Genomic DNA, 21,779 nt, shown 5'->3' with positions numbered 1-21,779 from the left:
CATGGAATTTATTATTATAATTATATCAGCCATATTCGTAAATAATGTTGTGCTAGCTCAATTCCTGGGAATTTGTCCATTTTTGGGTGTTTCCAAGAAAGTATCTACAGCTGTAGGTATGTCGAGTGCAGTAACTTTTGTAATGATTCTGGCTACGATTGTAACCTATTTAATTCAAAAAAACATACTGGATCCTTTTGGTATTGGCTTCATGCAAACCATTACTTTTATTCTGGTAATTGCAGCCTTGGTTCAGTTAGTTGAGATTATCTTAAAAAAGGTGAGTCCTGCTTTATATCAGGCTCTAGGTGTTTTCCTTCCTTTGATCACCACTAACTGTGCTATTTTAGGTGTGGCTATTTTGACCATTCAAAAAAACTACGATCTTATGGAAGCGGTAGTATTTTCCGGATCTACTGCCATTGGTTTTGGTTTGGCACTTGTTATTTTTGCTGGCTTAAGAGAACATTTAGATATGGTTGATCTGCCTAAAGGTATTAAAGGAACTCCCGCAGCATTAATCGTTGCAGGATTACTTGCAATGGCCTTCATGGGCTTTTCAGGAATTGTGTAATCAAAAATCAATTCATTATATTTCCCAGGCAACTCATTTTGAGTTGCCTTTTTTATTGCCTGATTTCTTCTCTACATAAGCAATAACCTTAGCTTTATCAAAAATCTTGTGTAAATCCATCAGAATAATTAACTTAGAAACAAATGCGATTCAATGTGGCGCTCAACCACCACGATATTACACACTAAAACACGTTGAGGTTTCATGCTAAATAAAATGAAATTCCGCACCCGAGTGCTTGCTGGCTTCGGACTAATTCTACTGTTTACGGTATCATTTGTTGTCCTCTCTATTTACCAACTAAAAAACTTAAGAGAAGAATCTGAATTTATCTATAACCACACTTATACTGTGAGTAATAGCGTAAGAGATATCAATACTCACATTCAGATTATGGAAAGTGCCATGAAGGATATTCTTTTGGCAAATACACAAGAACAATTCGATCAGGCTATTGATACCATCAATCTTTATCATCTTAAAGTTATGACCGAATTCGATACCGTCTTCAATCGATTTTTAGGCGATAAACGGGATGTGGGAATTGCATATCACACCTTTGTTGAATGGGAGAAAATCAGAAATCAGATAATTGATTTAAAGGTTAGTGGAAAAGAGCTTACAGCAAAACAAATGGTAGACGGTATTGCTACTGCACATCTGAATAAATTAAAAGAAAAAACCAAGGTAATGACTGATTTTGCTGAGAACATGGCAACTACCAGTTATAGAGAAGCTTCGGAAACTCATCAAAAAACTATATTCTGGTTTACCATCATATCTATTCTAATAGTTATAGCCAGTTTAGTTATTACCTATTTTATTTCTGATAGTATTTCAAGACCGATTAAAAAATTCATATATAAAGCACAAGCAATTTATCAGGGGCAAGGATATGGTTCTGCGCAACGAATGAGTGAAGAATATCTACTCGATCGCTCCATAACTGAACTCACAGAAACCTATACCAAACTACAAAACGAGATAACAGAAAGAGAAAAAGGGGAAGAAACCATACGTGAGCAATATCGAGAAATTCATGAATATTCTGAAAAGCTGAGACTCTTTAATGAGAAGTTAGAGGATCGTGTTGCCAAACGAACTACTGCTCTTGCAGCAAGTGAAGAAAAATACCGGAATTTGATTAATGGTAGTACAGATATAATTCTGGTAAATGAATATCTTGGTAATGGTAATTCAAAAATTATTGAAGCCAATGACACCGCTTGTATTCTGCTAGGCTACTCGAAAGAGGAACTACTCAACCTCTCCATACAGGATTTCATTCAGGATCTCGATGCTGACTACGTGGAAAATTCTATAAAAAGATTAACCCGCGAGAAGCAGTTTCTTACTGAGCAAATTTTTATTTCCAAGTATGGTAAAACAACTCCAATGGAGACCGTTAACCAACTTGTGACCTTAAAAGGAAAGCATGTCATTCTATCAACTGCCCGCGACATTACCGAACGAAAACATGCCCAACAAGCCATCATACAAAGCGAGCGCAGATTAAAGAAAATGATTTACAAATCGCCTCTACCAATTGTAATTGCCGACGATCAACAAAATATTGAATATTTCAACGACAAATTTATCGAATTATTTGGTTATACTCTTCAAGATATCAAGACAGCAGAAGATTGGTATATGAAATGTTTCCCGGATATTGAGTATCGCGAAAAGGTGCGGAAAATATGGGATTTAGCAGTTAAGAAAGCCCAAAAAGAAAATTCAGACATCCCTAAGCAAGAGCTTGACATCTATACAAAAACCGGTGACCTCCGACATTGTGAATTTTTCATGGTTCCTCTCGACACTTCATCTATGATTATTATTAATGATATCACAACCATCATTAATACCCAGCAGGAACTGGTAAAATCAAAAGAGAAAGCGGAAGAAAGTGATCGTTTAAAATCGGCTTTTCTTGCCAATATGTCGCATGAAATTAGAACTCCAATGAATGGTATTATTGGTTTTGCCGATATGCTGCGCAAACCCGGTAAGAGCGACGATCAGCACAATACTTATATTGATATTATTTACAAGAGTTCTAACCAGTTGCTTAAAATTATTAATGATATTCTTGATATTTCTAAGCTAGATGCCGGCCAGACGATTGTTAAAGAAACACAATGTTCTGTGAATGTGCTTCTCGACGACCTTCACATGCAATTCAGCAAAGAAAATACTGCCGATGATGAAATAGAATTTAAGGTAAGCAAGTCCTTACCTAACAAAAAAGCTATAGTGATTACCGAAGAAAGAAAATTAAAGCAAGTACTGATTAATTTGTTGAATAATGCTTTTAAATTCACCTCATCGGGTCGAATAGAATTTGGATACAAATTACTTGAAAGCAATTTTCTTGAGTTCTATGTGAAGGATACTGGGATTGGTATTCCTAAAGAAAAAAGAGAAATTATCTTTGAGAGATTCCGGCAGGTAGAAGAATCTTTTACACGTAAATATGGTGGAACAGGTCTTGGCCTTGCTATCTCAAAAGGATTTGTAGAACTGATGGGTGGCAAAATCAGAATGAAAACGATGGAAGATAATGGAACTACCTTCTACTTTACAATCCCCTACAAACCAATAGAATTAGCGGCCTTATCTGATGTCAAATCTAAAAAAAAAGACTATCAGTGGGCTGATAAGTTGATTCTGGTTGTGGAGGATGACGAGACCAATTACAAATATATTAAAGCTGCACTCAAACCAACTAAGGTTAAAATATTGCATACCATTTCTGGCAACAAAGCGATTGAACTAAGTTTACGAAATCCAACTATTAATTTGGTATTAATGGATTTAAGGCTTCCGGATATTAACGGTTTAGAAGCTACACAATCCATAAAAAAAATGAGAGATAATCTTCCGATAATTGCTCAAACCGCAAATGCGTTTAGAGAAGATCGTAATAAAAGTATGGAGGCAGGTTGCGATGATTTTATTGCCAAACCTTTTGATGAAGGTAAATTATTGGATACCATCAACAAATACATCAAGAAAAACGAAAAGCTAGAAGCTTAATTGAAGTGTAAACTAAATAAATCGGTAGATTTTTGTTTCCCTATGAGCAATACATTTCCAATATGTGAATACTCTTTATCAAAGCTATTTTTATCTAATATGGAAGTTAATAAATCACCTGAAATAAGAAATCTGGTTTTGTAATTATTGCACATACTTTGAATTCGGGATGCAGTATTTATCGCATCTCCGTGATATGCAATTTCAGATTTTATATCTCCAACTTCTGCTACCATAACTTTACCGGAATGCACACCCGCTTTAAAGATTGGAACCATACCATAATGTTCCTGATAGTAATCTTTGTGCTTTTCCAGCGAATTATTAAAATCATAAAAAACCTGAATACATCTTATCTTTTCGATTCCTTCTTTCAACTTCCAGGTTAAAACCACTTCGTCACCAACAAACTGATAAATATGTGCTTTATTCTTGATTACAGCACTGGAAATATCTCTAAAACAATCCTGTATTAACCTACTGTATTTAAAATGCCCCAATTTTTCGGCATAATAAGTCGAAGATTTTAAATCCATAAACAAAAATATTCGATCCTCCTCCTTAGGTTTGAAATAGCGTCCTAATAAAAATTTCATTAATACTCCCCTTCCAAATTTTCGATCGATATCATGAAAGATTTCGATAAGTGTACCCACGATGAAGAAATAAGATAAAATCGCATAAAATAATTTCGATGTATATAAATACTCTAATTTTGAATATTGGGGAGGAAAATAAATCATTGTGAAAATACCATTCAAATGATAAAAACAATAAACTAATAGGAAGGCACTTAGAATATTTATGGAGAAAAGAACTAAAACAGAAAGCCAATAAGTAGGAATTTTGTGACGTACCGGATGTGTAATTTTGAATATCAACCCCCATATTAATCCAGAGAAGACTCCCGCCAAAGATGAGTTTTTTAAACTTACCGTATTTAGTATTGATATTTCACTACTATCGCTTAATTGAAATAAGACCAACAAATAAAATGCGATCATCCATATCAATATACTAGCAATAAAATAGCCACCAATATTGTATAACTTCTTTTTAAATTTGATCTTATTCATTTCTGTTAATAAAACTAACTAATTCATCAACATCATTATAGGTATTGATAATAAAATCCTGATTTAATTTTAAATGAAACAAATGATTTTTTAAAATTTTAATATTTTCATCTGATAGAACTACTAATTTAACAAGTCCATATTGATATAAAAATTCCCGATCGGTTTTTGTATTACGCATCAACATATTCAAATTTAAGGAGAGGCTGAATTACCAGGATTATCAAAACCCGGTAATCCTAATATTACAATCATTATTCAACCTACTCCCATCCTACTATATATTTCCTAATTCGCCAATAGATTTTAAAAAGCCTACTTCTTTTAGTTTATAGTTTATTTTAGAATCAATTAATTCGCTATAGGCTCGTTGCCAAAATGCCTGAGCATCTAACAATTCAGTAGTATTGGCCAATCCTTCATAAAAACTATTTTTAGTTAACTTCACATTTTCGCTGGCTTGTTTTAGTGACACTCGTGCCAATTCAATTTGTTCAAATGCCTCCTGTAAATTAAAATAGGATTGTTGCACTTCCAAACTTATCAGGTCTTTGGTTCTGTCTAATTCTAAAGCTTTTTGCCTTGTTCTGGACTTAGCTGCGGCTACACTATGCTTACGCTCTTTCCAATGAAATACAGGCATACTTAAATTTGCCTGTACAGCAAACAAATTCATATTGCCAGTTAAATTTGCAATATCACTCGTATAACTATAGGATGCTCCTACTCCAAGGTGTGGTAAATAATCAGATCTGCTCTCTATCTCCTTCTGCTTATTTATTTCCATCTGTTTTTCCAGCATCTTCAATTCAGGGCGCTGAGCAAGTGCTTTTCCTAAATAGTCTTGCTTAATTTCACTTTTCTGAATGGTAACAATAGTATCGGATGCGGTAACATTGTTATTTAAATTGGTACCAATTACCTGGCAAAGTGCCATTTTAGATAATTTTTGCGCATTACGGGAACGAAACAAATTTAATTTTGCCTGATTTAATTGTACTTGTACTTTTAACAATTCATTTTTAGTTGTTAATTCTAAATCAAAGGCATTTTGTAAATCCTGTACCAAAGCCGATAGCATTTCCACATACTTTGCTGCTAAATATACTTTCTCCTTAACGGATACCAAATTCCAATAGGCCTGATCGGTTTCTAATAACACATCCGATTTTTGAAGACTTCGATTAAAAATAGAAATTTCCCTTCCAAGCTTGGTAATATTATAGATACTATGAATTTTACCTCCCATATAAATTGGTTGGCTTAAATTTAAGTTGGCACTATAATAATCTACATTTCCCAAAGCAATATTGAACCCTGGAAAATAAACATCGCTGACTCCTGTATAAATTCCTTTCCGGGCCTCTTCTACACTATTCGCTGTCCCCAAAAAAAAGCCGGGAATATTTATATCACTGATATTATGGAAATAGTTATAGGTGCCTTCAGCCTTTAAATTTGGCAAAAACTGAGTAAAAGCAAAACTTACGTTAGATTTGCTTTCAATAATCATTTCTTCTGCTATTTTTATTTTTTGATTGTATTCCAATGCAAGTTTTCTACTCTCTTTTAGAGAAAGAATCTCTTGTGCTTTTCCCGGCAATACGAATAAACAAAAAATACCTAATATGTATAATCTCCTAGTCATTGTTAATAATTTATATATCCATTACATTCTTTGTTGACACCCTATAAAATATAGCATACAAGACAGGAACGATAATTAAAGTAATAATCGTTCCAATCATCAAACCAAACATGATCGCTACAGCCATACCTCCAAACAACTCATCACTTATTAGAGGAATCATACCTAAAATAGTGGTTGCTGAGGCCATCATCACCGGACGCATTCGGGAAATTGCCGAATCAACAATAGAATGTAAAACATCTTTTCCTTCCCGAACTTCCAAGTTAATCTGATCCAATAGTACAACAGCATTTTTAATCATCATACCCATTAATCCTAGTGTTCCGATTATTGCCATAAACCCAAAAGCTTTTCCAGTTATCAATAAGCCGTAACTTACTCCAATAAAAGCTAATGGAAGAATACTTACAATAATAATTGGCTGACGGAAATTATTAAACAACATCATGATAATGACGATCATTAACAAAAATGCAAGTGGTAAAAATTTACCAATACTTTCGTTCGCATCTTTACTCTGTTTGTATTCCCCTAGCCAGTTCAAAGCATAACCTTCAGGTAAAGGAATAGCCTCAATTTTAGGATGAATTTTTTTGAATACATCTGTTGCATTATAACCCGGTGCCGGATCGCATTGCACTTTTATAGCTCGTCGGCGGTCATACCTCCTAATAATTGGATTCTCAAAATCAATACTGAAATTGGAAACGACCTGTCGAAGAGGAAGACTCTTCGCTACACTTCCCCAAACTGGTGTGTTCTCGATACTCTCCATATAAGTATCTTTCTTCAATTTGGTTTTCAGTAAAATTGGGAGCATCTCATCCCCTTGATGAAAAGCACCAATCAGCAAACCATCTGTAGAACAAGCTAACGCATTGGAAACATCAGATCTGCTTATATGAGTCATTCGGGAACGAGCCTGAGAAAAATGAGGATTCCATACAGGAACCTGATTTTTCCAATTGTCGGTTACCTTTGCTGCCAACGGCTCATCTTTCATTATAAGCTTTGCCTGATTCGATAAATCTCTCAGCACTTTAGGATCAGGTCCGGAAAATTTTGCTTCTACCTGATATTCACTCTGAATTGCCGCATAATATCTAACCCTTGCCGTAGCAGAAGGATAATTCTCATTCAAGTAAACTTGTAATTTTTTTCCGAAATTTAAGGTTGCCTCATAATCTTTTGTATCTACAATTAACTCTCCATAATTCTGGTTTTGAAGATTAAATGGACGAACCAAAGTGTATCGTGCAGGTGTAGCACCTAAACTTGTTGTTACATTCAAGACCTCATCCTGCTTCATCAAATAGGATTCTATATCACTTAAATCTTTTTCAACACTGGAAATATCTGAACCTTCGGGAAGAAAATACTCCACAATAAATTGGTTGTATGCCAGATTTGGAAAAAATAATTGTTTCACATACTTAAAGCCAAAAATTGAAGAAATAAAAACAGCGAGAGTCAGCATAATAATTACAGTTTTATGACGTAGAGAATACTTCACAAAATGTTTGAATACTTGATAAATTTTACCACTATATGGATCCGATTTCCCATCTTCTCCTTTTTCATATTTTTTCCCTTTTAAAAATAGATCACAGAAATACGGGGTTTGTGTTAGTGCTAAAATCCAACTTAGAAACAACGAAATTGCGATTACCTGGAATAAACTCTGACAAAATTCGCCTGTACTATCGGGAGATAGATAGATGGGTAAAAAAGCAAGAATTGCAACTAATGTTGCGCCTAATAAGGGTAAAGCTGTTTGCTTCGATGATTTTGTCATCGCTAATTTTCGCGGCACTCCCTTTTTTAAATCAACCAAAATCCCGTCAGCTATTACAATAGAATTATCAACTAACATCCCCATGGCAACAATAATTGCAGCAAGACTTACTCGCTGTAGAGTAATATCCATGCCTAACATCACAATAAAAGTTCCCAAAATGGTAAATATTAATCCACTCCCTATAAGCAAACCCGTACGAAATCCCATGGTTAGCAGAAGTACAAAAACAACAATCAAGACAGATTCTATTAAGTTAATCATGAATTGTCTGATTGCACTCTCCACTCGTTCTGGTTGATAAAATACTTTATTCACATTTATCCCAACGGGAATATTAGATTTTAACTCATCTATTCTTTTTTGAACTTTTTCTCCTAATTCAATAACATTTCCACCTTTTTCCATAGCTATGGACAAACCTATTGCAGGTATGTTATCATACTTTAATTTCTGAGAATAGGGCTTAATGTAATCTTTACTTATATTGGCAACGTCTTTTAAAAAAACCGAATTTTCACCAGTTCCTGATATCAATAAATTTTTAAGATCCTCCAACTCATGGAAGTTTCCTTCTGAAGCAATCCTAATTCTATTATTCCCCAATTTTAAAGCTCCGGGATTCACCATCTTATTCTGGTTATTAAGAATTTTAGCAACCTGATAGGGATGAATTCCCAAATAGGCCATCTTCTCCTGTGAAAGCTCAATATTTACACATGCTTGCTGTTCCCCAAATAGATTAATTCGTTTCACTCCTGGTACTAGAAGCAATTCTCTTTTTATATATCTCGAATAATTTCGCAATTCCTCATAGGAGAATCCATCGCCACTCATTGCCAGAAAAATACCATATACATCTCCGAAATCATCCAATACCATTGGTGTGTGAGTGCCTTGCGGTAATCGGCCATTCACATCACGTACCTTACGACGAAGAACATCCCAAATCTGAGGTAACTCCTTGGTTCTTATTGACTTTTTAATATTAACGGTAATTTCAGAGTAGCCTGCCAAGGAACGAGACTCAATATTGTCGATATTATCCATACTCTGAATGGCATTTTCCAATAAATCGGTAACCTGTAGCTCCACCTCATGTGGTGAAGCTCCGGGATATTGTGTTATAACCAAAGCTGTTTTAACAGAAATTTCGGCATCCTCCAATTTTCCCATCTTAAAAAACGAGAAGACCCCTCCTATCGTTATGGCTATTAAAACAAAAAGCAATACCTTTTTTTGTTTCAAAACCGACTCTGTAAAATTCATAGTTGTCCTCCTATATTAGAGCTTGATGTTACCTCTAATTTTTTTACTTTCTGTCCGTTAGTTAAATTATGAACTCCTGCAGCAATGATTAAATCCCCATTCTTAATGCCTTTATTAATGCGGATCATACCATTCGATTCAAATTTTGCAAGATTAACTTGAATACGCTCTACACTACTTTTATCAGGATTAAATTTCCATACAAAAGCTTTACCATTTTCGCTATAAACAGACTCCATGGGAACTTTTATCTGAGATTTACCAAAATTCTTAACCTGGACTTTTACATTGGCGACCATACCGGGAACTATCTGATTATCCTTAGGATTCAGACCAAGCCTCATAATATAAAAATTGTCACGATTTGGTTTTCGGTCAATGTCTATTAATTGCAGTTGAAATGTTTTTGAATTCTGTTCAAATTGGCATTCGTAGCTTACAAAGCTATTTTTTCTCAAAAAATCATTTTCACTAAGCGCTACTGATAATTCCAAATGGCTTAAATCCAGTAAGGATACTATAGGATGTCCTGCAGCCACTTTTTCATGATTTTCAGCATACTTTGTCTGAATGTATCCAGCAAATGGAGCATAAATTTTGGTATCCTTTAATGCATTTTCAGCAGCTTCTTTTTGAGCCTTTGCTAATTTAAATCCTGCTTGTGTCTGATCAAAAACACTTTTCGAAGTACTTCTCTTATCATATAATGCCGCATAACGTTCTGCTTGCAATTTGGCATTTTCAAAATTTGCATTTGCAGACTCCAATTGAACTTGATAATCCCTGTCATTTAAAACAGCTATCAACTGACCTTTTTTTACATATTGCCCTTCTTCAACATTCAATTTCACCAGTGGACCCGGAATCTGAAAGGCCAGTTTAACCTCTCGTGACTCCTTAACTAATCCTGTAAACACCCTCGTTTCACTTTGTGAAAGATTCTCATTTACCTTATAAATTTTTACTGGCTGCACTAGCTTCACATCAGTTTTCTCTCTGTTTTCACAGGAGAATAATCCAATTGATAAACCAATTGATAAAATAATTTTACTTAAAAAAAATGTCTTCTTCATCACCTTTGTTTGTTTTGTACTCTTACTGTCTATTTAGTTCATTTTATTTCCAAAAATAAGAGTAACATTTCTGCTCTCTTTTATTTAATCTTACTTCTATATATTATATAGATATCCCCATTCCGATTAAAATACACCGAAATCCAGATCTTAATCTTTTAATTATTTCTTCGGTAGAATAATCACTTTTTATATAAAAATCATTTAATGCAGTCATTGCTTCCACACAATCAACAACATCAATATCTTGTCGTAATAAACCTTTCTCCTGCCATTTTAAAAAAACACTATTTATCTTCTCCGATTTATCTTTAAAATCCTCTTCCAATTTTCTCTCAATGGAAGGATATTCCTTATAAATCTGTATCGTTAAACTACGCTGAGATTCAACACCATAATTCAGATATCTTTCTAAAAATTTATTCGTTGCCTCCAAAGGATCTTCAAACAATGTAAAAGGTTCTAAAAGAGACGTCGTATTTGCATCATAAATATTTGATGCAATCTGATAAATTAAATCCTCCTTAGAACTGATTATCTTGTAAAGAGTGCCTTTAGCAAGACCGCATTCCGAAGCCAGATCTATCATATTTAATCCACGTAACCCATACTTTAGAATCATATCTAAAGCTATTTTTTTAATTCTATCCTGTATTTCTGTCTTATTTATTTTTGACATTAATGAACCGTTTAAGTGTTACTGGTGCAAAAATATATAAAAAATCATCTCACAATTCGTTTTAAAGATTTTTAATTGATTTTTTTGATGGACAACAAAAAGAACCAAACTAATTACTAATATATCTCTAAGTAAAAGTTAAGTACAAATTTACCTCATTAACATGGCCTCGAATGTTTTCATCCATTGATCAAAATTGGGATATATTGCCTCTGCATTTTCTATGGTTTGTTCTTCCAGAAATTTCTGCAATTTGGCTTTACCTCCTTTATTAATTAAGAATTCAATTAATGCTCCTCCAACAGGATAACTAAGATTCCGCTCATACCTGGTTGGCTCTTCCCATAATTCAAGGACGTTAAACTTTTTTTTAGGAATAGATTTTCGAGCCAAAAGAAACAGATTCTTGTCCATATTATTGATATATACTGCCAAACCTTCATTAAGTAGCATGGATCTTTTCTTGGGCTTAATAATTTTATTTACAAACAGATGACATAATTCAAAATCCATATTCTCATCATCAGAAACATTTATAATGCACAAATCAGTATTAGAATAATTTAAGGGACGCTTTAATTTTCGATAGGCCTCGTATTTATCTGCCCAAATATAAATGTCTATTTTTTTAGTTAGCTTATATTCGAAAAAAGTAGTCAACCGCTTATACAAAACTTCCTGCTTCGCCATATAGATATTTAAATTCCCTGCTATTTTACTATTCTGAAGGTGGAAACGAAAATGTTCAGAACTTTCAACTTCCCAATCACTATAAAATGATGTGTTTTGAAATAAATAGCGATATCGTTGGGCAAATTTTGTTACTTTTCTAGATCCATGCAGATCAATTGATTGCTGTATTAATTGATGAGCTTTTTCAATCTCATCAAATGTAAAATAGCATACTCCTAAATATGCAAGTACCCAAGTCTTCGACTCATTTTTGATGGATTTTATTGAATTTGCACGTTCCAAATAAGGTATCGCATCTCCAAACTTCTTTTTATCTGCGTATGCCCTGCCAATTAATAAATTAATACCCAATTCAGTTTCTTCATTCAAAACCATGGATCTACCCTTTTGAATTACTAAATCAAATTCTCCTTTAGAATAGAGCTTCTGCAACTCTTTAATTTGAGCATTGGAATAAAAAAAATTAAAAAGCAGGAAAAATAGAATAATAAATTTACTCATTGAGTTCAAATTTTTGAATTGGCAATTTACTTTAATATTTTCAATTCTAAAATAGAGAATCTTCCCTTAATAAACCAGATAATAGAATTTCAAAAATCATTTTCTTTCTAGCAATTTGATTCATTCATAAATACACAATAAGTTCTCCTCGAATTTAAGAATGAAATTAGCCAGCTTTTTCTAATAAAATCACTACTGATTTTACCAACAAACACACTATCGAAATTGCTATATATTACAATAAAACAATGACTTCCGGAAATGACCCCCTTACACTTCTGGAATTTTAACGGAAATATTACACGTATTGACGTAATATTAGTAACCATTCATCCCTATAACCGTACTACTAACGAACTTGAAATATGAATATTCCATAGGATACTTCACCAAAACTAATTTCGACACAATATTATGCAAATACCTATAAGAAAGTTAGCAGACTGGAGCATTAAATCAAAGCTTTTATTGCTGACATTCATTACCATCTCGAGCATTTTTATTTTGAGTTTTACCTCAAGTTATTTTTTCAATACAAGCAGAACGCTTAGTATCATGATTAATGCTGTTCGGGTTCATCAAAAATTATTACAGAATGCTTTTGAAGATCTATATTATTATAAAATTCACGAAGATCCAGAATACATTACTTCCTCTGCAAAAAATTTAGATTTAGCCAATCAAATGATTAAAGATTTGCTAAAACTTAGAAATGATTACAGTTCTAAAAGTGATGAAGAAATTGCAACCTACCTCTATGATGGTTATCCAGAAATCTATAATCATGAATTTAATAATGCGTTATTACTAGTCAGCAGACTTCGTATTTTAGATAAGTTGGGAAATGAGGAAATGCAATCCTCAAGAAAATTAGTAATCGAAACATTAGACGCTGTTGATCAAATAAAAAAGGAATTAATTACTTCTAATGAAGAAATTGATATCAACAAAACACAAGTTCAATTATTACAAATTCAAAAGTACTATTCCAATATTAGTTCAGAAGTAAATAATCTAGCACATAAAACAAATTCCATTCTGGTATGGGTAATGATAGTTATTACACTTATCCTGGGTATTTTAATATTACTTCTCGCCAGATACATATCCTTATCAATAACGGTTCCTGTCAACAAAATGGTAGCCAATTTTAAAATAATTGCCAAAGGTAATTTTAATACTCCATTATTGATCCCCACTAAAGATGAGATTGGTGCTTTGGCAAGTTCTTTCAATATCATACAACAAGACTTTCAAAATATTGTAAATAATACACAGAATATTGCGAAAGGAGATTTAAGCGTAATTCTTGAACCTAAATCCAATCATGATGAACTAGCTCTATCTCTCAACCAGATGGTTCAAAACCTGAAGGATTCGAAATCAAAAAATGATCTAACCATTTGGTTTCGATCTGGAGTTAACCAGTTAAATGACCTCTTGCAAGGTGATCAGGATATAACCCAAGTTTCCAAAAATACTTTAGACTTTCTAAGTGATTTTTTGAGTGCTGAACTTGCAGCAATCTATGTATATGAAGAAGAGAAAGAGATTTTGTCTCTTTCTGCTGCTATTGGTATTCCGAGTAAAAATCAGTTTAAAACGATTCAAAAAGGACATGGATTAGTAGGTCATGTTGCTGAAACAAAACAATGGAAAAACATTAAAAACATACCAAAGGACTATTTTGAAGTATTTTCGGGAACTGGCGAAATGAAACCTCAAAATATAGTTATTGTTCCGCTTATTTATAATGATATTTTATGGGGAGTATTAGAATTAGCCTCTATTCAAATATTTGAAGAATATTTATTAGAATTTATTAAAACTGTACAGGAAAGTATTACCGTTAAAATTGCATCCTCAATTGCCAGAAACAAACTGGAAAACCTTTTGGAAAAAACTCAAAACCAAGCCAGTGAGCTTCAAGTTCAACAAGAAGAATTAAGAGTTGCTAATGAAGAGCTTGCTGAACAAACAAAAATTTTGATCGAAAGCGAAAAGAAACTCCAAGTACAACAAGAAGAATTGCGTGTTGCAAATGAAGAACTGGAAGAAAGGACCAATCAACTGGAACATCAGAAGAACGAAATTGAAAACCAAAATCAGCATCTTTCAAAAGCTCACAACAATCTGGAGGATAAAGCACGTGAGTTGGAACAAGCAAGTCAATATAAATCAGACTTTTTAGCAAACATGTCTCATGAACTACGAACACCACTAAATAGTTTATTGATATTATCCGGTTTGTTATCCAAGAATAAAAAAGGCAACCTCAACAAAGAAGATATCGAATCCATTGAAATTATCCATAAAAGCGGGAAGGACTTACTCCAATTAATCAACGAAATACTTGATCTATCAAAAATTGAAGCAGGTAAGATGTCTATTCAAATCGAATCTGTGAAGTCTGAAGATATAAAAAGTGAAATTCTACAAGATTTTACACATCATGCACAAAAAAAGAAACTTGATTTCTCTGTTCAAATTTCAGAAGATTTCCCTCCAACAATTGAAACAGATTCATTACGAATTAATCAGATAATTAAAAATTTATTGTCGAATGCTTTCAAATTCACCTCTCGAGGCTCTGTAGCTGTTAGGATGGAGAAAACAGCTGACAGATTGAATTTTTGGAGAGAAGAATTGAAAGGCCTGGAAACTTGTACAATTACAGTCTCAGATACTGGTGTTGGTATTCCTGCGGATAAAAAGGATGCAATATTTGAAGCATTTCAGCAAGCTGATGGTAGCACTTCGAGACAATATGGGGGTACTGGACTTGGATTATCCATTTCTAAAGAATTGGCGAGAATGTTAGGTGGAGAGATACATCTGGAAAGTAAGGTAGGAGAAGGTTCCATATTTACGTTGATAATCCCGGTTCATCAGGAGAAAATTGTTGAATCGCCAATAAAGATAGAAGTTAGGAGCAATGAATTGGAGAGTCCTGTCAATTTACCATTTTTTATTACCGACGATAGAGATATTCCTCATTTGCCAAATTCCTTGGTTTTAATCATTCATTCAAATATTAATGAAGCTAAATCCTTATATCACAAAGTACACGAAAGTAATTTTAAAGCTATTGTAGCATCTAGTATCAATGATGCTATTATATTGATTGAAGCACATCATCCAACTTCGATAATTGTTGGAATGGAATTTTTAATGCAAAACGGAAAACAATCTCTAGATAATCTTCGCAATCACCCATTTGCATCCAAATTACCAATTCATATTGTTAATCCTGTTGAAGGAATACGGGAGCATGATACAAATAAATTACCAACAGTCGATGCCACAGACTTAACACGTGCAATTGATAAAATCAAAAATCAACTATTCCTAGCATCCAAAAAAATTCTTGTAGTGGAAGATAATTCAAGTACAAGGAAAGTTATTAAAAGCCTACTCATCCCAACCAATGTGATAATTGAGGAAGCTTCTACAGGGGAAGATGCAATCGCGATGATAAAATCGAACCTATATGATTGTGTCATTCTAGATTTAGGATTACCCGATATTTCGGGATATGAAGTATTGGATAAGCTAAAAGCATCCAACATTAAAATTCCTAATACTATAATATATACTGGATCAGAACTATCACGTGAAGAACACAGAAAACTAAGCAAGTTTACCAATTCAATAATTCTTAAAGGCTTAAAGTCAGACGAACGCCTTATGGATGAAGTAAGCTTATTCTTACATCAAGTGGCAACTCAGATTCCTGATAATCCAAAAATCAATGTTACAGAACTAGATGATTCCATTTTTAAAGGCAAAAAAGTTCTGGTAGTAGATGATGAAATCAGAAATATTTTTGCCCTAGGTAAAATACTTGAGGATAAGGACATACAAGTTCTAGAAGCAGAAAATGGAAAAATCGCAATTGATGTTTTAAAGGAAAATCAGAATATAGATTTGGTTTTAATGGACATTATGATGCCCGAAATGGATGGTTATGAAGCGATGGATATTATCCGGAAAACTCCAAAAATAAACGAAGTGCCAATCATCTGTTTAACGGCAAAAGCAATGAAGGAAGACTATCAAAAAGCAATAGCTTCCGGGGCAAATGATTACTTAACAAAGCCTATTGATGAAAATAAATTGTTTTCTATGCTAAAAATCTGGCTTTACAATTAAAAAGTTTACGCATAAAATGAAAAAAGAAAAGATATTAATCGTCGACGACAAGGTGGAGAACCTAATTAGCTTAGAACGTATTCTATGCGATTTTAAAGTTGAGTTTGTGCGAGCTTCTTCTGGAGAGGAGGCTTTAAAACACACTTTAAAGGAGGATTTTGCAATGGCGATATTAGATGTGCAAATGCCTGGTATGGATGGCTATGAAACTCTGGAATTCATGCGTCAGCGAAAGAAAACCAGTTTACTTCCGGTGATTTTTGTTTCTGCAATTCACCAGAGTGATTTACATATTATTAAAGGTATCGAAACGGGGGCTGTTGATTTTATACCTAAACCAATTATTCCGGAAATCCTGGTTGGCAAGGTTCGGGTATTTCTAGATTTATATCGACAAAGAAAAGAATTAGATAATCTTTTAAAATATTTGGAGCAAAAAAATGAAGAATTAATCCTGCAAAAAAATAAAGCGGAAGAAGCTGTTCGATCGAAATCCTTATTTCTGGCGAATATGTCTCATGAAATTCGCTCTCCAATGAACGGTATCTTAGGATTATCCCACTTACTTTTAAAATCCAACTTAACAAAAGATCAGAAAGAACTGCTGAAAGTAATGAGTACAACCGGAGAAAATCTAATCCAAATCATTAACGACATTCTCGACTACTCTAAAATAGAGGCCGGACAAATTGAGATTGAAAATATAGATTTTAATATCCGGGAATTACTCGATACAATTTATCATTTATTGAATTTTAAAGCCAAAGAAAAAGGGCTTGATTTACGCATTTTGGTAGATGATGAAATTCCTGAGATTATCAATGGTGATTCATTTCGTTTAAACCAAATATTAATGAATATAGCCAACAACGCAGTTAAGTTTACCAATTTAGGCTATATTGAATTAAGTGTTAAATGTCTAGAGAAAACAGAATCAAATATTTCCCTATTTTTCAAAATTAAAGACACAGGAATAGGAATATCGCAAGAGGCACAAAAAAAATTATTTAAAGAATTTACACAATCAGATAGTTCTATTTCTCGCCAATACGGAGGAACAGGATTAGGTTTGGCAATTTCTAAAAACCTAACCCATTTAATGGGTGGCACAATTAATTTGGTAAGTGAACCAGAACATGGCTCAGAATTTATGTTTGAACTAAAATTTGGATACCAAGAAAAGGAGGTTAATATGTTTAGCAATGAGGAAAAAGAAATACCAACACAATTATCAATATTGGTAGCAGAGGATAATCCAATTAATCAAAAAGTAGCTATGCTAACTCTAAGACATATGGGTTTGCAATGTGATATTGCAAAAAACGGTATGGAAGCTTTCGAAATGTATCAAGAAAAAAAATACGAAGTCATTTTAATGGATATGCAAATGCCTGTACTTGACGGCATTAATGCAACACAAAAAATCCGTAGCTTTGAAAACAAGGAGTCTGTTGAAAATAAAGCATTTATAATAGCACTGACAGCAAACGCCTTTATTGAAGATAAACAAAGATGTATTGATGCAGGCATGAATGATTTTGTGAGTAAGCCATTTAAAGAGGAAGACTTGCGCAAAATATTAAGCCAAATCACAAAAAAAACGGCATAATCTACAGCATGGATCAAAGCCAAATTGAAAATATAGATATAGAGATTCCTTTATTTTTGGAAGCCATATTTCAAAAATATGGTTACGATTTTAGAGATTATTCAAAGGCTCATATCAAGAGAAGATTAATGCATAGGATGGCTGTAAGCAATTTCACGACAATCTCCCAAATGCAGGATAAAATTCTTCGTGATAAAGCATTCTTTCTAGAATTGTTGGAAGATTTATCTATAAATGTAACAGAGATGTTTCGCGATCCCGATTTTTATACTGCATTTCGAACACAGGTTGTACCATCATTAAAAACTTATCCTTTCATAAAGATATGGCATGCAGGATGTTCTACGGGAGAAGAAGTTTATTCTTTGGCAATTGTTCTGAAAGAAGAAAATTTATTGGATAGATGTCAAATTTATGCCACAGATTTTAATCGCAAGGTTCTTGAAATTGCAAAATCCGGTATCTACCTTATTCAAAATCTGGAGAAATTCCAAAGGAATTACAAAAATTCAGGAGGAAAATCAAAGTTATCAGATCATTACACCGTAAAATATGGCTCGATTAAATTTGACCAAAGTTTATCGAAAAGGATCGTATTTGCAGATCACAATTTGGTTACAGATCATGTTTTTGCTGAGGTGAATTTAATTCTGTGTAGAAACGTACTTATCTACTTCAATAGAGAATTGCAAAACAAAGTCATCAAATTGTTTCACGAAAGTCTTTCATACAGCGGATACTTATGCTTAGGAACGAAAGAAAGCCTGCGATTTACTGATTTTGAAAATAATTTTACGGATATCAACGCCAATCAAAAAATATTTAAAAAGATAATCGGGAGATGAATAAGGTGCTCGTCATAGGAGCCTCTTACGGAGGATTAGAAGCACTTAAGGTAATAATTCCAAAGTTTCCTAAGGATATTTCACTCGCAATTATAGTAGTACTTCATATTGGCGAGAACAATAATGATTCATTTATTGCCTATTTAAACAGCATAAGCAAATTACAAGTAAAAGAGGCAGAAGAAAAAGAGAATATTAAATCTGGCTTTGTCTATTTTGCACCGCCAAATTATCATATACTAATAGAATCAGGCGGCATAATTAGCTTGAGTACAGAAGCCAAAGTCCATCATTCAAGACCTTCTATCGATGTTCTTTTTGAATCAGCAGCATGGTGCTATAAAAATAAATTAATTGGTATAATTTTAACTGGTCTGAACCAGGATGGTGCAGAAGGGCTGAAACAGGTTAAAAAATATGGAGGTATTAGCATTGTTGAAGACCCGGAAAGAGCAATAGCTTCTATCATGCCTCTTTCGGCGATATATGCTTGTAAGCCAGATTACATCCTTACAATTGAAGATATTGCAAAGCAAATCTTAAAACTGCTATAAATTACATCCCATTGATTTACAATACTCTTTCTTACTCTATGCTCGATATTAGTTAATCTCCTAGTTGAAAAGCTGATCTATTTTACCGATATTTCAAGACTAAATGCAGATCAAATATTGAGAATATGCCGATAAATATTGAAATAAAAGCCAAATGCAATAATCTGAAGAAAATCAGAGAAATCTTACTTGCCAATAATGCCGTTAATCTCGGAATAGATCATCAGGTTGACACCTATTTTATTTCAAGTAAGGGAAGATTAAAACTACGAGAAGGAAACTTTGAAAATAATCTCATCCATTATTTCCGGGAAGATCATAAAGGTTTAAAAGAAAGTAAATATCAACTTTATAAAACAGATAAAGAATCCAATCTAAAACAGATATTAGAACAATCTATGGGAGTGAGTTGTATTGTGGATAAACAAAGAGAAATTTTCCGAATCGGGAATGTGAAATTTCAACTCGATCAGGTAATGAATTTGGGAAATTTTGTTGAGATTGAAGCCAATGACGAAAATGGTTTATATTCTAAAGAACAACTTCAAGAGCAATGCAATTACTTTATCAAATTATTGGAAATTAATATGAAGGATATTATTTCCGAATCATACAGCGATCTTTTAAAACAAAATAATCTTTTTAATCAGATTTTCATCGAAGAATAAGTGGCTCTTTTTTAGTTATTGTTATTCAAGTATTTATTACCTTTAAATACGAATCTAAGTAAATCACTTATGCTGCAGTTTGAATTCAATATACGGGAATATAAAATCAGCAATAATAAATCGAAAGGTTTTCAATTAGCCTTAGGTATTGCGTTTTTGATTACCGCAGTATTATTCTTTGCTTATAAAAAGCATCTCAATTTTTTTCCTTACAATTATTATCTCGCATTCATTTTTACAGTTCTTGCACTATATTTTATAGGATTGCTACTTGGTTGTAAAGTTCTTTATCCAAATGAATACCTCACTATAAATTCGCGAAAATTAAAATATAAAATTGGGTGGAGGAATAAAGAGGTTAAAATCTATTTGAAGGATATAAAGGAAATAAATATCACAAATAAGCACTTAAACCTTATTCTTAAAAATAAAGAAATTCAAGTTTTGGATCTCTCCCATTTTAACGAACATGCAATTTCGGTATTAAAAAATTACCTTAATCTCTCCGAATAATAATTTTCTAATCTACTTTATAGTCATTCTCGCAAAAGGCGCAGTTTCCTGCCCTACAAACTCATTTTTTAAAAATTTAAAATATCCGGTAATAGCTACCATAGCACCATTATCCAAAGAATATCCTAATTGAGGAATAAAAACTTTCCAATTTTTATTTGCTTCAGCTTCACGCAATGCATCTTGTAAGCCTGAATTAGCAGAAACACCACCAGCAATCGCTACTTGCTTTATTCCTGTTTCCTTAACTGCCCGCTTCACCTTATTCATAAGTATCTCTACAATTGTATATTGTAACGAAGCACATAAATCGTTCCTATTTTCCTGAATAAAATTAGGATTCTCCTTGATCCTATCTCTTACAAAATAAAGAAATGAGGTTTTTAATCCACTAAAACTATAATTTAAACCAGCTATTCGTGGTCGATTAAATTCAAAAGCATGGGGATTCCCATTCTTCGCATTGCTATCAATTATTGGTCCTCCAGGATAAGGCAAGCCCATCACTTTTGCACACTTGTCAAAGGCCTCCCCTGCTGCGTCATCAATAGTTTCTCCGATTACTTCCATCGTCAAATAATCTTTAACAACTATAATTTGTGAATTTCCACCTGACACAAGTAAAGCTAGAAATGGGAATTCAGGATGTTCGTATTTATTGTTTACATCATCGATAAAATGTGCTAAAATATGTGCTTGTAAGTGATTAACCTCAATTAGAGGAATATTCTGAGATAATGCAAACCCCTTAGCAAAAGAGGTTCCAACCATTAAAGAACCCAGTAATCCGGGTCCTCTAGTAAATGCAACTGCATCAATTTCATTGGCCTGAATACCAGCTTTCTCTATTGCCTGATGAACAACTGGAATTATGTTTTTTTGATGGGCACGTGATGCCAATTCAGGAACTACTCCTCCATATTCCATGTGTACATCCTGACTTGCAATGATATTTGAAAAAATAACTCCATCTCTTAAAATAGATGCAGAAGTGTCATCACATGATGATTCGATTCCTAAAATTGTTATACTCATTAAATTTATATTATATCAGAGCTGAAAGAGAATTTGTCCTACAAATCGTTAAAAAA

Annotated in this window: 16 protein-coding genes; 8 read left to right on the top strand and 8 right to left on the bottom strand. The window is 33.3% G+C overall.

Features of this window, described 5'->3' with window-relative positions; translation table 11 throughout:
• Position 1: 1 nt before the first annotated feature.
• Both rsxA and DLK05_RS10660 read left to right on the top strand, forming a co-directional pair.
• Positions 2–574 carry an electron transport complex subunit RsxA gene (gene rsxA, locus DLK05_RS10665; protein ID WP_127343995.1) on the top strand — a complete coding sequence of 191 codons (573 nt, stop codon included), beginning with the start codon at positions 2–4 and terminating at the stop codon, positions 572–574.
• 204 nt (positions 575–778) lie between these two features.
• Entirely contained in the window at positions 779–3,610 is a 2,832-nt protein-coding gene (locus DLK05_RS10660; RefSeq protein WP_127343994.1) for a PAS domain S-box protein, read from the top strand.
• On the opposite strand, the gene DLK05_RS10655 is transcribed toward DLK05_RS10660, so the two are convergent.
• The 7 genes from DLK05_RS10655 to DLK05_RS10625 form a co-directional block, all read right to left on the bottom strand.
• Complete coding sequence (locus DLK05_RS10655; RefSeq protein ID WP_127343993.1) at positions 3,607–4,686, bottom strand: adenylate/guanylate cyclase domain-containing protein; 1,080 nt, start codon at positions 4,684–4,686, stop codon at positions 3,607–3,609. The genes DLK05_RS10660 and DLK05_RS10655 overlap by 4 nt on opposite strands.
• Positions 4,679–4,867 carry a hypothetical protein gene (locus tag DLK05_RS10650; protein ID WP_127343992.1) on the bottom strand — a complete coding sequence of 63 codons (189 nt, stop codon included), beginning with the start codon at positions 4,865–4,867 and terminating at the stop codon, positions 4,679–4,681. The genes DLK05_RS10655 and DLK05_RS10650 overlap by 8 nt, the downstream gene beginning before the upstream one ends.
• A gap of 96 nt (positions 4,868–4,963) precedes the next feature.
• Complete coding sequence (locus DLK05_RS10645; protein ID WP_127343991.1) at positions 4,964–6,334, bottom strand: TolC family protein; 1,371 nt, start codon at positions 6,332–6,334, stop codon at positions 4,964–4,966.
• A gap of 10 nt (positions 6,335–6,344) precedes the next feature.
• Positions 6,345–9,401 (bottom strand): efflux RND transporter permease subunit, encoded by a 3,057-nt coding sequence (locus DLK05_RS10640; RefSeq protein WP_127343990.1) that lies wholly within the window; start codon positions 9,399–9,401, stop codon positions 6,345–6,347.
• Positions 9,398–10,474, bottom strand: a complete 1,077-nt coding sequence (locus tag DLK05_RS10635) for an efflux RND transporter periplasmic adaptor subunit (protein ID WP_127343989.1) — start codon at positions 10,472–10,474, stop codon at positions 9,398–9,400. Before DLK05_RS10635 ends, DLK05_RS10640 begins: the two co-directional genes overlap by 4 nt.
• A 103-nt stretch (positions 10,475–10,577) precedes the next feature.
• Positions 10,578–11,153 (bottom strand): TetR/AcrR family transcriptional regulator, encoded by a 576-nt coding sequence (locus DLK05_RS10630; RefSeq protein WP_127343988.1) that lies wholly within the window; start codon positions 11,151–11,153, stop codon positions 10,578–10,580.
• A gap of 150 nt (positions 11,154–11,303) precedes the next feature.
• The gene (locus DLK05_RS10625) at positions 11,304–12,347 is read right to left on the bottom strand and encodes a tetratricopeptide repeat protein (protein ID WP_127343987.1); all 1,044 of its coding nucleotides are present in this window, start codon (positions 12,345–12,347) and stop codon (positions 11,304–11,306) included.
• A gap of 414 nt (positions 12,348–12,761) precedes the next feature.
• Here DLK05_RS10625 and DLK05_RS10620 point away from each other — a divergent pair, with 414 nt between their 5' ends.
• The 6 genes from DLK05_RS10620 (at position 12,762) to DLK05_RS10595 (ending at position 20,688) form a co-directional block, all read left to right on the top strand.
• A complete protein-coding gene (locus tag DLK05_RS10620) occupies positions 12,762–16,499 on the top strand; it encodes a response regulator (protein WP_127343986.1) in 3,738 nt (1,245 codons plus the stop codon).
• Positions 16,500–16,515: 16 nt separating this feature from the next.
• Positions 16,516–18,108: a response regulator gene (locus DLK05_RS10615; RefSeq protein WP_127343985.1), complete on the top strand. Its 1,593-nt coding sequence runs from the start codon at positions 16,516–16,518 to the stop codon at positions 18,106–18,108.
• A gap of 8 nt (positions 18,109–18,116) precedes the next feature.
• Positions 18,117–18,953, top strand: coding sequence for a CheR family methyltransferase (locus DLK05_RS10610; RefSeq protein ID WP_127343984.1), 837 nt, complete (start codon positions 18,117–18,119; stop codon positions 18,951–18,953).
• The gene (locus DLK05_RS10605; RefSeq protein ID WP_127343983.1) at positions 18,950–19,507 is read left to right on the top strand and encodes a chemotaxis protein CheB; all 558 of its coding nucleotides are present in this window, start codon (positions 18,950–18,952) and stop codon (positions 19,505–19,507) included. Before DLK05_RS10610 ends, DLK05_RS10605 begins: the two co-directional genes overlap by 4 nt.
• Positions 19,508–19,632: 125 nt before the next feature.
• Positions 19,633–20,175, top strand: a complete 543-nt coding sequence (locus tag DLK05_RS10600; RefSeq protein ID WP_127343982.1) for a class IV adenylate cyclase — start codon at positions 19,633–19,635, stop codon at positions 20,173–20,175.
• Positions 20,176–20,244: 69 nt separating this feature from the next.
• The gene (locus tag DLK05_RS10595; RefSeq protein ID WP_127343981.1) at positions 20,245–20,688 is read left to right on the top strand and encodes a hypothetical protein; all 444 of its coding nucleotides are present in this window, start codon (positions 20,245–20,247) and stop codon (positions 20,686–20,688) included.
• Positions 20,689–20,700: 12 nt separating this feature from the next.
• Here the strand turns inward: DLK05_RS10595 and tsaD are convergent, their stop codons facing one another.
• Positions 20,701–21,723 carry a tRNA (adenosine(37)-N6)-threonylcarbamoyltransferase complex transferase subunit TsaD gene (tsaD, locus tag DLK05_RS10590; protein WP_127343980.1) on the bottom strand — a complete coding sequence of 341 codons (1,023 nt, stop codon included), beginning with the start codon at positions 21,721–21,723 and terminating at the stop codon, positions 20,701–20,703.
• Between the last annotated feature and the right edge of the window lie 56 nt (positions 21,724–21,779).

The sequence above is a fragment of the Ancylomarina longa genome (genome assembly GCF_003996985.1).
GTDB lineage: Bacteria > Bacteroidota > Bacteroidia > Bacteroidales > Marinifilaceae > Ancylomarina_A > Ancylomarina_A longa.
The sequence above is the reverse complement of the archived record's forward strand: the minus strand, read 5'-3'. Positions and strand labels throughout refer to the sequence as shown.

Coding starts and splice junctions, on each gene's coding strand:
- rsxA (WP_127343995.1), top strand. CDS start 2: ATGGAATTTATTATTATAATTATATCAGCCATATTCGTAAATAATGTT.
- DLK05_RS10660 (WP_127343994.1), top strand. CDS start 779: ATGCTAAATAAAATGAAATTCCGCACCCGAGTGCTTGCTGGCTTCGGA.
- DLK05_RS10655 (WP_127343993.1), bottom strand. CDS start 4,686: ATGAATAAGATCAAATTTAAAAAGAAGTTATACAATATTGGTGGCTAT.
- DLK05_RS10650 (WP_127343992.1), bottom strand. CDS start 4,867: ATGCGTAATACAAAAACCGATCGGGAATTTTTATATCAATATGGACTT.
- DLK05_RS10645 (WP_127343991.1), bottom strand. CDS start 6,334: ATGACTAGGAGATTATACATATTAGGTATTTTTTGTTTATTCGTATTG.
- DLK05_RS10640 (WP_127343990.1), bottom strand. CDS start 9,401: ATGAATTTTACAGAGTCGGTTTTGAAACAAAAAAAGGTATTGCTTTTT.
- DLK05_RS10635 (WP_127343989.1), bottom strand. CDS start 10,474: ATGAAGAAGACATTTTTTTTAAGTAAAATTATTTTATCAATTGGTTTA.
- DLK05_RS10630 (WP_127343988.1), bottom strand. CDS start 11,153: ATGTCAAAAATAAATAAGACAGAAATACAGGATAGAATTAAAAAAATA.
- DLK05_RS10625 (WP_127343987.1), bottom strand. CDS start 12,347: ATGAGTAAATTTATTATTCTATTTTTCCTGCTTTTTAATTTTTTTTAT.
- DLK05_RS10620 (WP_127343986.1), top strand. CDS start 12,762: ATGCAAATACCTATAAGAAAGTTAGCAGACTGGAGCATTAAATCAAAG.
- DLK05_RS10615 (WP_127343985.1), top strand. CDS start 16,516: ATGAAAAAAGAAAAGATATTAATCGTCGACGACAAGGTGGAGAACCTA.
- DLK05_RS10610 (WP_127343984.1), top strand. CDS start 18,117: ATGGATCAAAGCCAAATTGAAAATATAGATATAGAGATTCCTTTATTT.
- DLK05_RS10605 (WP_127343983.1), top strand. CDS start 18,950: ATGAATAAGGTGCTCGTCATAGGAGCCTCTTACGGAGGATTAGAAGCA.
- DLK05_RS10600 (WP_127343982.1), top strand. CDS start 19,633: ATGCCGATAAATATTGAAATAAAAGCCAAATGCAATAATCTGAAGAAA.
- DLK05_RS10595 (WP_127343981.1), top strand. CDS start 20,245: ATGCTGCAGTTTGAATTCAATATACGGGAATATAAAATCAGCAATAAT.
- tsaD (WP_127343980.1), bottom strand. CDS start 21,723: ATGAGTATAACAATTTTAGGAATCGAATCATCATGTGATGACACTTCT.